At 62.1% G+C, this 13289-nt stretch carries 14 protein-coding genes; 4 read left to right on the top strand and 10 right to left on the bottom strand.

Features of this window, described 5'->3' with window-relative positions; genetic code table 11:
- Positions 1 to 180: 180 nt before the first annotated feature.
- Positions 181 to 1482: an SLC13 family permease gene (locus DOM57_RS21240; RefSeq protein ID WP_110651690.1), complete on the bottom strand. Its 1302-nt coding sequence runs from the start codon at positions 1480 to 1482 to the stop codon at positions 181 to 183.
- Between the two features lie 89 nt (positions 1483 to 1571).
- Entirely contained in the window at positions 1572 to 2405 is an 834-nt protein-coding gene (locus DOM57_RS21235) for an amidohydrolase family protein (RefSeq protein WP_087720448.1), read from the bottom strand.
- Between the two features lie 192 nt (positions 2406 to 2597).
- Between DOM57_RS21235 and DOM57_RS21230 the strand changes: the two genes are divergently transcribed.
- Positions 2598 to 3335 carry a GntR family transcriptional regulator gene (locus DOM57_RS21230; protein ID WP_204353059.1) on the top strand — a complete coding sequence of 246 codons (738 nt, stop codon included), beginning with the start codon at positions 2598 to 2600 and terminating at the stop codon, positions 3333 to 3335.
- 34 nt (positions 3336 to 3369) lie between these two features.
- Here the strand turns inward: DOM57_RS21230 and DOM57_RS21225 are convergent, their stop codons facing one another.
- The 7 genes from DOM57_RS21225 to DOM57_RS21195 all read right to left on the bottom strand — a co-directional run bounded on the left by DOM57_RS21225 (position 3370) and on the right by DOM57_RS21195 (position 10797).
- Entirely contained in the window at positions 3370 to 3816 is a 447-nt protein-coding gene (locus DOM57_RS21225) for a universal stress protein (RefSeq protein WP_110651686.1), read from the bottom strand.
- A gap of 237 nt (positions 3817 to 4053) precedes the next feature.
- Positions 4054 to 5058 carry a dipeptide ABC transporter ATP-binding protein gene (locus tag DOM57_RS21220; RefSeq protein ID WP_071232340.1) on the bottom strand — a complete coding sequence of 335 codons (1005 nt, stop codon included), beginning with the start codon at positions 5056 to 5058 and terminating at the stop codon, positions 4054 to 4056.
- On the bottom strand, positions 5055 to 6095 hold the full coding sequence (locus tag DOM57_RS21215; RefSeq protein ID WP_071232341.1) for an ABC transporter ATP-binding protein: 1041 nt from the start codon (positions 6093 to 6095) through the stop codon (positions 5055 to 5057). Before DOM57_RS21215 ends, DOM57_RS21220 begins: the two co-directional genes overlap by 4 nt.
- A gap of 16 nt (positions 6096 to 6111) precedes the next feature.
- Positions 6112 to 7011, bottom strand: a complete 900-nt coding sequence (locus tag DOM57_RS21210) for an ABC transporter permease subunit (protein WP_110636022.1) — start codon at positions 7009 to 7011, stop codon at positions 6112 to 6114.
- Positions 7012 to 7023: 12 nt separating this feature from the next.
- Complete coding sequence (locus tag DOM57_RS21205; protein ID WP_110651684.1) at positions 7024 to 8028, bottom strand: ABC transporter permease subunit; 1005 nt, start codon at positions 8026 to 8028, stop codon at positions 7024 to 7026.
- Positions 8029 to 8103: 75 nt separating this feature from the next.
- Positions 8104 to 9690 (bottom strand): ABC transporter substrate-binding protein, encoded by a 1587-nt coding sequence (locus tag DOM57_RS21200; protein ID WP_110651682.1) that lies wholly within the window; start codon positions 9688 to 9690, stop codon positions 8104 to 8106.
- 225 nt (positions 9691 to 9915) lie between these two features.
- The gene (locus DOM57_RS21195) at positions 9916 to 10797 is read right to left on the bottom strand and encodes a glycine betaine ABC transporter substrate-binding protein (RefSeq protein ID WP_110651680.1); all 882 of its coding nucleotides are present in this window, start codon (positions 10795 to 10797) and stop codon (positions 9916 to 9918) included.
- A gap of 98 nt (positions 10798 to 10895) precedes the next feature.
- Between DOM57_RS21195 and DOM57_RS21190 the strand changes: the two genes are divergently transcribed.
- The 3 genes from DOM57_RS21190 (at position 10896) to DOM57_RS21180 (ending at position 12648) form a co-directional block, all read left to right on the top strand.
- Positions 10896 to 11270 carry a DUF488 domain-containing protein gene (locus tag DOM57_RS21190; RefSeq protein WP_110651678.1) on the top strand — a complete coding sequence of 125 codons (375 nt, stop codon included), beginning with the start codon at positions 10896 to 10898 and terminating at the stop codon, positions 11268 to 11270.
- Positions 11267 to 11461 (top strand): acetyltransferase, encoded by a 195-nt coding sequence (locus DOM57_RS21185; protein ID WP_110651676.1) that lies wholly within the window; start codon positions 11267 to 11269, stop codon positions 11459 to 11461. Before DOM57_RS21190 ends, DOM57_RS21185 begins: the two co-directional genes overlap by 4 nt.
- 176 nt (positions 11462 to 11637) lie before the next feature.
- Positions 11638 to 12648: an Ldh family oxidoreductase gene (locus tag DOM57_RS21180; RefSeq protein ID WP_110651674.1), complete on the top strand. Its 1011-nt coding sequence runs from the start codon at positions 11638 to 11640 to the stop codon at positions 12646 to 12648.
- A 114-nt stretch (positions 12649 to 12762) separates the two neighbouring features.
- On the opposite strand, the gene DOM57_RS21175 is transcribed toward DOM57_RS21180, so the two are convergent.
- Complete coding sequence (locus DOM57_RS21175; protein ID WP_110651672.1) at positions 12763 to 13053, bottom strand: HigA family addiction module antitoxin; 291 nt, start codon at positions 13051 to 13053, stop codon at positions 12763 to 12765.
- Positions 13054 to 13289 lie beyond the last annotated feature (236 nt).

Here is a 13289-nt window from a genome sequence, read left to right as displayed (position 1 = left end):
TCAGACAGAGCGTAATTGAACCGTCCAACTTTATGGGGTCAGTTCAGATTCCGTCGCCTCTTTTCTTTCATTCGGACGTCTTCTTTCCTTTCATTCGAACGTCTTCGATCCGTCCCCACTGCTTCGATGCATCCAAACGGCGTCGATACCCGGAATGCCCGCTGAATCACCGCCGGTTTGCTAGAACACGAACGCCAGCAGCAGGTTGAACACCAGCGCAGCGACGAAGCCCAGCGGGGCCGCACGGAACAGCAGCTTGGGCAGCAGCCCCGCGCGCGCTTCGTCCGTGGGACAGGAGCCGAGGATCAGGCTGCCACCGGAGGAAAACGGCGAGATCGAGGTGGCCTGTGCGCCGACGACGATGGCGATGAAGATGATCATCGGGTCGATCGAGAGTGTGGTGGCCAGCGACGGCACCAGCGGGAACAGTGCCGGCGTGACCACCCCCAGCGTGCTCGCGAACAGCGACATGAACGCGGCAGCGATGCCGAACGCCACGGGGATCAGGACCGGCGGAATGTTGGTGCCGATCCAGGAGCCGAGCAGATCGATGGTGCCGGCCTCGATCGCCACCGAGATCAGCATGCCGACACCGCAGATCATGATGATCGTGCCCCACGGCAGCGAAGCGATCGCCTTGCGCTCATCGCCCAGCTTCATCAGTAGCGCGATGACCGAGAACACGCTGGCGATCAGGCCGATATCCACCTTGGAATCGATGAGTGCCACGACGCCGTTGTCGGGCAGCACCAGGCTGGCGATCGGAGGCAACAGCACGGTAGCCATCATCAGCAGGGTCAGAATCAGCGTGGAGCGCTGTTCGCGATCGAGCGGGCCGGGACGCTCGACGTGCGCCAGCGACACCATCGCCGCGCCCCGCTTTCGGCTGAACAGGATCAGGCCGGCGAGAACGACGATCGGCACGATCATGGTGCTGGCAAAGATGCCAAAGCTGTTGATGAACGCCTGGTCATCGGAAATGCCGGAATTGGTCATCAGCGTGCGGAAGATGATGCCGCTCTGACTGGAGACGAAGTTGGCGCCCGCCAATGCGCCGTAGTTGACCGCCATGGCGCCGACGATCAGGTTGAGTCTGGTGCGCTCGCACAGCAGCAGCGTGATCGGCGCCATGAACGCCAGCACGGTGTAATAGCCGGCCCCCAGGGCGGAGATCACCACCGCCGCCAGGAAGATGGCGAAGGGCAACAGGTGCGGGAAATGCCGGCAGCGATACATCAGATGCTCGGCCAGCTTCTCCAGCGTGCCGTTGACGATCGCGAAGCTGTAGAACAGACACACCGAAAAGATGATGAAGAATATCTTCAGTGGCCACATGGCAACCACTTCCTTGGGGCTCAGGCCCAACCCGAAGCAGCCGATCAGATAGGCGAAGGCAATCGCGAACAGACCGATATTGATCCTGGTGCGATATCCCAGAACGATGGAAACGACGATCGCTCCCACCACCAGAAGACTCATCATGACGTTGTTCCCCGTAGCGCTTGTCTTTATGGGTTTTCAATCGATCCCTTTCGAGGATCCCTTCTCGACGAAACCTGGCCGACTGGCCTTCAGGCAGCCCGATCGATTCCGAACAGCCTGGCCGGGTTATCGATCAGGATCTTGCGGCGTTCGGCGGCGTCCGGCAGCAGCGTCTCCATCAGCGAGAACTGGGCGTCGTAATCGGTGTGGGCTTCGAACCGCGTGTGAGGCCAGTCGCTTCCCCACACCAGCCGATCGCCATGGCCATAGGCATCGCGCAGACGCTCGATCGAGCGCCGTGCCTGAGCCGGCGTCGAGCGGCTGCGGTAGGTCGCCGACAACTTGATCCAGATCGCCTCGCTCGGCAGCAGCGACAGCAACGTCCGGTGATCCGAATTGGCCGGGTCGATCTCGCCGTCGGGCAAGCCGAAGTGGTCGATCACCACCGCCACGCCGGACTGCAGAATCTGCGGCACGATCTCGCCCAGATCCTCCACGCCCCGCTGAATCTCCACCGACCAGCCGAGCCGTGCCACCTTGGCGAACAACGTCCGCCAGGACGCGCTACGATAGTCTTCCAGCGGCTGCCCGATCAGGTTGAGCCGAATGCCGACCACACCCGCCTCGGCCAGTTCGTCCAGCGTCTCCTCGGTCACGTCACGCGCCACCACCGCCGTGCCGCGCAGACGCTGCGGAAAGCGACGCAGGGCATCGACCAGATGTCGGTTATCGGTACCCAGAAAGCTCGGCTGTACCAGCACGCCATGAGAAAGGCCGCAATGATCGAGATGCGCCAGATACTGCTCGACGGTCGCGTCATAATCCGGGCTGTAGCGGCGATTGCCGGCTAGCTCCAGCCCTTGGTGAAAGATATGCGCATGCGTATCGACGCCGGTCAGCGCGACGGAAGCGAGTTGCGTCATAGGTGGCCCCTGGTGAATGACATGAACACGTGACGGCGAACGAAACGTCCGGTCTCAATGAAAGATCTATTCATATAGTTGAATAACAGCGGGCGCAAGCATACACCGCATCGGACGCATTCTTCCGGGGTTACGACTAAAGATGAAAACAAAGGTGATACATTTGTCTGGAACATCGTGGAGGAAACATTCATGAAGGGAACAGGCTCCATGACCGACGAACGGCTGCCGCTCTACCAGCGCCTGCGCGACGACATGCTGGCCAAGATCGCCGCCGGCGAATGGGCGCCGGGCGGCGCGATCCCGACCGAAGCCGAGCTGACCAAGCACTACGGTGTCGCCGTCGGCACGCTGAGAAAGGCCGTGGACACACTGGTCCAGGATGGGCTGATGAAGCGCAGCCAGGGGCGCGGTACCTTTGTCCTGCGCCCCAACTTCGAGAGTTCGCTGTTCCGTTTCTTCCGCCAGGTGGATGCCAGGGGCGAGCGCCGGATTCCCAATGGCCGAATCCTGGCCCGGGAACTGACGTCTCCGCCGTCCTACGTGGCGGACGCGCTGGCACTGGCTGCGTCGGAGAACGTGATTCGACTGGAGAGAGTGCGTGAACTCGACGGGACGACGGTCTACCACGAAGAAATCTGGCTGCCGGCCGGCCGATTCGAAGCCCTGATGCAGATCGATCCCGACGATTTCGGCAATCTGCTCTACCCGTTCTACGAGACCCAGTGCGGGCAACTGATCGGTTCGGCGCGGGAAACCCTGACCGTCGAGACGGCCGACGCGACACTCGCCGGGGTTCTCGGTATCGGCGCCGGCCAGCCGGTCGTCATGATCGAGCGACTGGCGTTCGGCTACGACCGCACGCCGCTGGAATACCGGCGTTCACGCGGCGCCGCGAACACCTTCCGTTATCAGGTCGACATCTCCTGATCGACGGCCTCGCGGCAAACCGCCCATTCGGCATCTAGCCGGGTACGTGCAGCGTCAGCACCGCACAAGGAGCAAGATGCGCTACCTTGTGCGACACGCTGCCGACAGCCAGGCTTTTCAGATTGCTCAGGCCGCGGCTGCCCATGATGATCATGTCGACCCCGAGTTCGGTCGCCTGCCGCACGATGGTCTCGACCGGCCGCCCTTCCACGATGTGATAGGTCACCTCGTCCGAATCACCACACATCGCCTGCCAGGCTTCCTCGAGCAGCCGCTCCCCCGCCAGCCGCCCCTTCTCCGGCGTGTAGTCGGCTGGCGCGGCTCCCACCTTGGCGCCGAGCGCATCCTTGGCAACCGGCACCTCGGGCACGTGCAACAGGTGGATTCTGGCCTGGGTCGCACGCTGGACGAGACACGCATGCGCCAGCGCCTGGCGTGCGCTGACCGAACCATCGATGGGTACCAGTATCTGCTGAGTCATGACCGCCACCTCCTGATGTGATGACTGACTTGGTGTGATGACTGACTTGGCGTGATGACTGCCTGGGTAGGTAATCGACGCGATTCGACTACCCGGCGCGTTGCGATACCGGGTAGCGAACCTGACTACAGCGTAGACAATGCACGCCAGGAGGCGACATCGAGAGTGGCAGGATGAGGGCCGAGCGCCGACTGTCTTGCAGCAATCGGCGCTCGCATTGGGCGGGAGGCTTTCGGTTCAACCCGCCCGGGCGTACTTGGCGACCGCCTGGTCGACATGAATGCAGGCGACCTTGACCCGGTCGTTGACGCTATCCAGCGGCGGATCGGCCTGGGTGCAGGCCTCGGTCGCCAGATGGCAGCGCGGTGCGAACGGGCAGCCCGGCGGCGGCGCCAGCGGCGACGGCGGTTCCCCCTTGAGGTGGACGCGCTCGCGTCGGCGGTTGGGATCCGCCACCGGTGTGGCCGAAAACAGCGCCTGGGTGTAGGGGTGGCGCGGCGTGGTGAAGACCTCCTCCGCCGGCCCGGTTTCCACCGGCTGGCCGAAGTACATCACGATCACGTCGTCGGCGATGCGGCGCACCACCGACAGATCGTGCGAGATGAACACGTAGGCCAGCCCGAACTCGTCCTGCAGATCCGCCAGCAGGTTGAGCACCTGCGCCTGGATCGACAGATCCAGCGCCGAGACCGGCTCGTCCAGCACCAGAATCTTCGGGTTGAGCATCAGGGCGCGCGCAATGGCAATGCGCTGACGCTGCCCGCCGGAGAACATGTGCGGGTAGCGATCGGCGTGTTCCGGGCGCAGCCCGACCTTGGCGATCATGTCTAGCGCCGCCTGGCGTCGCTCGGCGGCGCTCATCTCCTTGCGGTTGAGCTTGAGCGGCTCTTCCAGCATGGTCGCCACCGTCTTGCGCGGGTTGAGCGAGCCATACGGGTTCTGGAAGATGATCTGCACCTCCCGGCGCAGCGCGGCCGGCGGGCGCTGCCCTTCCTTCAACGATACCTCGTGCCCGCTGATCGTCAGCTTGCCGCTGGTGGGCGGCTCGATCATCGTCAGCACCCGGGCCAGGGTCGACTTGCCGCAGCCGGACTCGCCGACCACGGCCAGCGTCTGGCCGGGATAGAGTTCGAAAGTGGCTTCGTTGAGCGCTTTCACCGTCGCCGGCTTGGAGAACGGCCCACCCTTGATCTGATAGTGACGGGTCAGATTGACGGCGCTCAATACGGCATCGCGGCTCATGGGCGCACCTCTCTATGCGGGCTGGATTGCGGGTTGTCTCGCGCCACACCCGCCGCAGCCGGCGACGGCGAGATCCCATCTTCCAGGGGATAGTGACACAACGTACGGGCCGGATCGTCCGGCGCCGCCACCGGCTCGACCTCGCGGCAGTGCTCGGTGGCATAGCGGCAGCGCGGGTTGAACAGGCAACCCGTCGGGCGATCATGCTGACCGGGCACGACGCCGGGAATGGTCGGCAGGCGATCCTGATCGCCGGCGCGCTCCGGCAGCGCCGACAGCAGCGCCTCAGTGTAGGGATGACGCGGATTGGCGAACAGCGACTTCACGTCCTGCTTCTCGACCTGGCGGCCGGCGTACTGCACCACCACATGCTTGGCCGTCTCCGCGACCACGCCCATGTCATGGGTGATCAGGATCAGCGCCATGCCGGTGTCTTCCTGCAACCGCAGCAGCAGCTCGAGAATCTGAGCCTGGATGGTGACGTCGAGCGCCGTGGTCGGCTCGTCGGCGATCAGCAGGCGCGGATTGCAAGAGATCGCCATGGCGATCATCACCCGCTGGCTCATGCCGCCGGAGAGCTGATGCGGATACGCCTTGATCCGACGCGCCGGGTCGGGAATCCCCACCTGCGCCAGCAGATCCAGCGCCCGCTCGTGGCGCTCCTTGCGCGATCCGCCCAGGTGCTGCTTGATCATTTCGTCGATCTGGGTGCCGACGGTGAAGCAGGGATTGAGGCTGCTCATCGGTTCCTGAAAGATCATCGACATCTCGCCGCCGACGATGCGCCGGCGCTGGCGCGAGCTCAACTGCTGCAGATCCTGGCCGTCGAAGGCCATCTTGTCGGCGGTGACCTGTGCCGTCCACGGCAGCAGGCCCATGGTGGCGAGCATCGACACGGACTTGCCCGAACCGGACTCGCCCACGATCGACCACACCTCGCCGCGGTCGACGTTGATATTGACGCCCTCCACGGCCGCGAACAGTCCACTGCTCGTCTGGAAGCGAACGCTGAGCCCTTCGATATCTAGTAGTGCCATGAAAGAGCCTCCTGCGTCATGAACGCTTCATTTTGGGATCGAGCGCATCGCGCAAGCCGTCACCCATCAGATTGATCATCAATACCGTGAGCAGAATGATCAGCCCCGGGAACGTGACCGCCCAGTAGGCGCTGCCCATGAACTCGCGCGCATTGGCCAGCATCGCGCCCCACTCCGGCGTCGGCGGCTGGACGCCCATGCCGAGAAAACCCAGCGCCGCGATATCGAGAATCGCGGTGGAGAAAGAGAGCGTCGCCTGCACGATCAGCGGCGCCATGCAGTTGGGCAGCAGCGTATTGAACATCAGCCGCAGGTGCCCGGCGCCGGAAAGCCGGCTGGCGATGACGTACTCGCGATTCTTCTCGCCGATCACCGCGGCCCGCGTCAGGCGCACGAAATAGGGCAGCTGCACCATGGCGATGGCGATCATGGCACTGGTCAGGCCGGGACTGAGAATGGCGACCAGGCCCAGTGCCAGCAGCAGGCTGGGGAATGCCAGCACCACGTCCATCACGCGGGTGATCACGGTCTCGATCCAGCCGCGGAAATACCCGGCCAGCAGGCCGAGGAAGATCCCGGCGCCCATCGAGATGATGACCACCATGGCGCTGATCGAGAGCGAATAGCGCGCCCCGTAGATCAGACGTGAAAGAATGTCGCGACCCACGGCATCCGTACCGAGGAGATAGTCCCAGCTTCCTTCGGCATGCCAGACCGGCGGCACCAGCAGCGCCGAACGGTCCTGCATCGCCGGGTCGTGCGGGGCGACCCAGGGCGCGAACAGCGCGACCAGCAAAATGAGAACGATGAAGATCAGGCCGACCAGCGCACCGCGACTGGCGCTGAAATCGCTCCAGAAGGAGGCCAGCTGGTAGCGGAACGTCCCGGGTGCGGCGGGGGTGGAAATTGCAGCCATTGTCATACCCCCTTAATGGCGAATGCGTGGATTGATGACGCCATAGGCGATATCAACCAGCAGATTGACGATCATCACAATGAACGCGATCAGCACCAGACCACCCTGCACCGAAGGATAGTCGCGCCGCGAGATCGCATCGATCATCCACTTGCCGATGCCCGGCCAGGAGAAGATCGTCTCGGTCAGAATCGCCCCCGCCAGCAGCAGGCCGACCTGAAGGCCGATCACCGTCACCACCGAGATCAGCGCGTTGCGCAGGGTGTGGACCATGATCACGCGGAAGCTCGACAGCCCCTTGGCGCGAGCGGTGCGCACATAATCCTCGCCCAGCACCTCGAGCATCGACGAGCGCGTCTGGCGCGCGATCACCGCCAGCGGAATGGTGCCGAGCACGATCGCCGGCAGGATCAGATAGTGCAGCGACGACAGGAACGCCCCCCAGTCGCCGGCCAGCAGGCTGTCGATGGTCATGAAACCGGTGACCGGCTCGATGAAGTACATGAAGGAGATGCGTCCGGAAACCGGCGTCCAGCCCAGGGTGCTCGAGAACAGCATGATCAGCAGCAGGCCCCACCAGAAGATCGGCATCGAGTAGCCCGTCAGACTGACACCCATGACGGTATGGTCGAGCGTCTTGCCACGCTTGACCGCCGCCAGCACGCCGGCCGGCAAGCCAATGATGACAGCGAACGCCAAGGCGAACAGCGAGAGTTCCAGCGTGGCCGGAAAGCGGCTCATGAACTCATCCATCACCGGCGAGTGGGTCACCAGGGAATTACCGAGATCGCCGTGCAGCAATCCCTTCAGGAAATCGAAATATTGGGCCACCAAGGAGCGGTCGAAGCCCATTTGCGCCTTGAGCTCGGCATAGCGCTCGGCAGAAATGCCGCGCTCGCCCGCCATCAGCAGAATCGGGTCGCCCGGCAACAGGCGAATGAAAGCGAACGCAACGATGGTGACGCCAATGAACGTCGGGACCAGCTGCGCCAGCTTGACCAGGAGGAATTTGAACATTTTGGAGTACTAGCTAGTCGCGCGATAAGAGACGGGGCGGCTTCAGAGCCGCCCCGTGTCCTCGCTAGGAGAGTGTCACTTGATGTCGACGCCTTCGAAGCTGTGGCCGCCGAGCGGATCGATCTTGTAGCCGGTCACTTCCTTGCGGATCGGCATGAAGACCGTGGAGTGGGCCAGGGTGTCCCACGGTGCCTGCTCCTTGAAGATCTCCTGCGCCTGCTCGTAGAGCTTGGCGCGCTCGCCCTGATCGCTCAGCGTGCGCGCTTTCTGGATCAGCTCGTCGAACGGCTGGTGGCACCACTGCGAACGGTTGGCACCGCCGACACCATCACAGCCGAGCAGCACGCCCATGAAGTTGTCCGGATCGCCGTTGTCGCCGGTCCAGCCCAGAATGACCGCGCCCTCGCGCTTGGTATCCGAAGAACGCTTCAGATACTCGCCCCACTCGTAGGTGACGATCTCCGCATCGACACCGATCTTGGCCAGATCCGACTGCATCAGCTCGGCGGTACGCCGCGCATTCGGCATGTACGGACGCTGAACCGGCATCGCCCAGATGTTCATCTTCAGGTTCTCGACGCCCGCATCGGCCAGCATCTGCTTGGCTTTCTCGGGATCGTACGGATCGTCCTGGATATCGTCGTTGTAGCCCCACATGGTCGGCGGGATCGGGTTCTTGGCGACTTCGCCAGCGCCCTGGAACACCGCGTCGATGATCGCCTGCTTGTTGATCGCCATGTTGAGTGCCTTGCGCACTTCCGGCTTGTCGAATGGCGCCTGCTGGGTGTTGTAGGCCAAGTAGGCCACGTTCAGACCCGCTTCCTGGAGTACGTTGATGTCGTCGTTCTGCTTCATCTCTTCGACATCGGACGGATTCGGGAACGGCATCACATGACACTCGCCCGCCATCAGCTTCTGGTAGCGAACCTGGGCATCGGAAGTGATGGCGAAGACCAGGTTGTCGATCGGCTGCTTGCCGCGGAAGTAGTCCGGGTTGGCCTGATAGCGAATGGCCGCATCTTCACGGTAGTTGACGAACTGGAACGGACCGGTGCCGATCGGCTGCTGGTTGGCCAGCTCCGGCTTGCCCTCGTCGAGCAACTGCTGCTCGTACTCCTTGGAGTGGATCGAAGCGAAGTCCATTGCCAGATTGGCGACGAATGGCGCGTTGGGCTTGGTGAGCACGAACTTCACGGTATGATCGTCGACCTTCTCGATCGACTTGATCAACTCGCCCATCGACATCGAATTGAAGTACTCGAAGCTGCCGTTGGCGAGCTTGTAATACGGGTTGTTCTCGTCCATCTGACGCTCGAACGTCCAGATGACGTCGTCGGCGTTGAGTTTTCGACTCGGCGTGAAGAAGTCGGTGGTCTGGAACTTGACGTCATCGCGCAGATGGAAGGTCACTTCCAGGCCGTCGTCGGAGATTTCCCAGCTCTTGGCGATGGCCGGTTCGACTTCGGTGGTACCCGGCTTGAACTGGACCAGACGGTTGTAGACCGTCTTGCTCGACGCGTCGAAGGTGGTCCCCGCAGTGTAGAGCGAGGGATCGAAGCCTTCCGGAGAGCCTTCGGAGCAGTAGACCAGCGTCTTGGCCATGACCGGGGTCGCGCCCAGCATCATGGCGGCGATGCCAGCCGCAAGCAGCGTCTTCTTCATGATCAATCTCCTGCACAGCAGCACGCTGTTATTGTGATATCGGCTTGTGGCCGATTGTCATTGTGTTACCGGTCTGTCAGGTATCCGGTAATCGGCACAGACTAGAGCGTGAAGCAGCGTTTAATCAATTGTCCAATAGCGTAACCCGCAGTGGTTGCACTGACTGACCGTTCCGTTTAATAGAAGCGGCCAGCCACGCAGGACAAGACGCGATCGCCGCTATCGCTACGGTTGAATCTGCTCGCCGGCCGCCAGCCATTCGTCGACCTGATCGCGGTTTTCCTCGAGCCAGGTCCGTGCGCCCGCCACCGGATCGTCCTGAGACTCGATCTCCGACATCAGCTCGCCGAGACTTTCATCGCTCATGTGCCAGGCATCGAGCACCGCCGTCAGCCACGGATCGTCTCCCGAAAAGCCCTCGCGGGAGAACCAGTAGATCGTGTCACCGTCGCCATAGACCTTCTCGGGATCCTTGAGATACTTCAGATCGTAGTCCGCGAAGGCCCAGTGCGGATTCCACAGCGTTACCACGATCGGCTCTTCACTCTTGTAGGCGCGGTCGAGCGCGGACATCATCGCCGGTTCGGAGCTGTTCACCTGGTTCAGAGGCAGATCGTAGGTTTCGATAGCGTCGTCGGTCATCCCGGCGATCGCCGAGCCCGGGTCGATCCCCAGAATCGTCGGGCTGCCCTGGTATTCGAACTCGTCGGCACGCTTCGCCAGTTCCGGAATGGAATCGATGTCGACATAGCTCGGCACCACCAGGCCCAGCCCGGTCCTGTCATACCAGGCGTCGTGAACCTCGAGCGTATCCTTGTACGGCTCGAGAAACGCCTTGTCGGTATACGGCAGCCACAGTTCCAGCGACAGATCGAAATCGCCGCTCGCCAATCCCGCAAACAAGGCACTCTTGCCGACATCCGATAGCTCGACGTCATACCCCTGACCATCCAGCACCAGCTTCCAGAGGTTGGCGACGGCAACGTTCTCGGCCCAGTTGTTGGTGCCGATGACCAGCGGCTTTTCCTGGGCATGAGCCATAGCCGAGGCGGTCGAGCCGACGGCGAAAAGAGCGGCAGCGACTGGAACCACAAAAGCCTTTTTCATAATTTTTTATCCCTGCTTGTTGTTAGAAACAAAAACACAGCGTTATAAGTATCCGGATATTGGCGAAGATTGCTACCGCCAATCCTCGGGGAGCATTCATGAAGATTCAGCTCAAACGGATTTACGACGCCGCCGCCCAGAACGACGGCTATCGAGTTCTGATCGATGGCATGTGGCCGCGTGGCATCGTCAAACGAGATGCCAGGATCGATGCGTGGTACAAGACGCTCGCACCCAGCAAGGCACTACGCCAGTGGTTCGGCCATGACCGGGAACGCTGGCAAGCGTTTCGAAAGGCGTATCTCGCGGAACTCGCCGAGGCCGACACCACCGCTCTCGACGAGCTATGTGAGATCGCCCGCCAGCAGCAGCTGACGCTGCTGTTCGCTGCGAAAGACGTCGAACGCAATCATGCCGTGGTGCTTAGGGAGTACCTGCTAATGCGCGATGGACGATTGGAGAAGAAGCGATGAACGAGACGGAAGCGCTGCAGCTCGCCACGAAAGTCCAAAAAGCCTGCATCGAGGCCGCACTGTCTGGCTATGAAAATGCCGCCCTGTCCGGCTTGTGCCAGGAAGGCGCCATCGAGGCCGCAATCAGCGTGATCCAGATGCTCGATCTGAACGCGCTGGCGGTGCCGGGATCGCATCAGGATCCGACCTAGCCCGACATGCAACCACACCATTCGGGGCATCACGCTCGACGAACTATCACTTTCGTCTAACAGGCGCTGACGTTTCAGACGTTTATGCTGGCTTCCTGCTTGTATGACAAAGAGCCGACTCACTGTCTGGCGTCTTTGCATGCCAATGTCTGATGCACCCGCCGAAGAGCCCGATCATGGAACAAGACATTACCCTTTCGCTTCGAGACGCCGAAGCGCTGAGCCTGCGCATCCTCGGCAATGCCGGATTCAGCGATGCCCACGCCGGCGCAATCACGCGCAGTGTGATCGCGGCGCAACGTGACGAATGCCATTCCCACGGCCTTTATCGCCTCATCAGTTGCGTGGAAACCGCCAGAAAAGGCGGCGTCGATACCCAGGCCGAGCCGGAGATCATCGATCAGGCACCCAGCATCGTGAGGATCGATGCGCATCGGGGCAACTCGCTGCTCTCTTTCGAACGAGGCAAGTCCCATCTCAAGGAGAAGGCCGAACGTAACGGCATCGCCGCGCTCGCCATCAACAACTGCTTTCACTTCTCCGCGCTCTGGCCCGAGGTCGAAACACTCGCCGAGATGGGGCTGGTCGGCCTGGCGATGAACCCGACCCACGCCTTCGTCGCCCCCACAGGCGGCAATCGCCCGCTGCTGGGAACCAACCCCATCGCATTTTCCTGGCCGCGACCGGGCAAGCATCCTTATACCTTCGATTTTGCCACCAGCGTCGTCGCCCGTGGCGAGATCGAACTGCACAAACGCGCTGGCGACTCGATCCCCGAAGGCTGGGCACTGGACGACCAGGGCAACGCGGCCACCGATCCGGCAGCCGCGCTCGAAGGCGCCATGCTCCCCTTCGGCGGCCACAAGGGCTCCGCGCTCTCGACCATGATCGAACTGCTCGCCGGCCCCTTGATCGGTGACGTGCTCAGCCACGAGACCCAGCCCGCCAACGATCAAGGCACCGGCAAGCCCTACCACGGCGAGATCATCATCGCCCTCTCCCCCGCCACCTTCCTGGGCGAACGTGCCGACGCGCATCTCGCCCACGCGGAAGTGCTGTTCGAGCGCATCCTCGACCAGGGCGCCCGGCTGCCCTCGCAGCGTCGTTATGAAGCGCGGGAACGCAGCCGCGTCAATGGCGTGAAGATTCCCTTGGCGCTGTATGAAGAACTGCAGAAGCTGGCGTGAAATATGAGACAGCGACATGAGAGGGATTCAGCTGCAAGTTAGGCGGAGAGAAGCGGATACGGCGGTTCGTGCCGAGGGCGACATTGGCGCCGCCCTTCTGGTTACCTGGCTCGATCAAGCTACCCGAGGGCGAATCCCCTCGTAGTGACCGTGGCGTCTGGCCTCATCCAGATCATAGGAATTCTGTAGCCGCAGCCAATAGCCCGGGCTGGTGCCGAAGTAGATCGACAGGCGCAAATCCGTGTCTGCCGTGATCGCCCGCGCCCCGCGCGTGATTTCGCCGATACGGGTCGCCGGCACACCAATGGCCATGGCATTGTTGGTCAAACCCAACGGCTCGATGACATCCTCCAGCAGAATCTCGCCAGGATGGATATTGGGGGTCGCTCTTCGGTCATCGTTCACCTCCTGTACCTTCCTGAGTATTACGGTCTCGAACGCAGACCCAATGTTTGATTTCGAAAGCCCTCTCCTCGCCCCGTCCGCGCTTCCATCCGCCCCAGGCAGGCCTATCGCGAGTCGTCATGATGACCGCCACCAGCCCCTCCCTCTGACACTTGTCTCTACACGATTCAAGCTCATGAAATTCGGATAAAAACTTCTGACCCAAGGAATTTTCATTGATGAAAGGGCGGTCTCAA

It is taken from the genome of Salinicola peritrichatus, assembly GCF_003206715.1.
Lineage (GTDB): Bacteria > Pseudomonadota > Gammaproteobacteria > Pseudomonadales > Halomonadaceae > Salinicola > Salinicola peritrichatus.
This window is presented reverse-complemented; position numbering and strand designations above follow the sequence as displayed.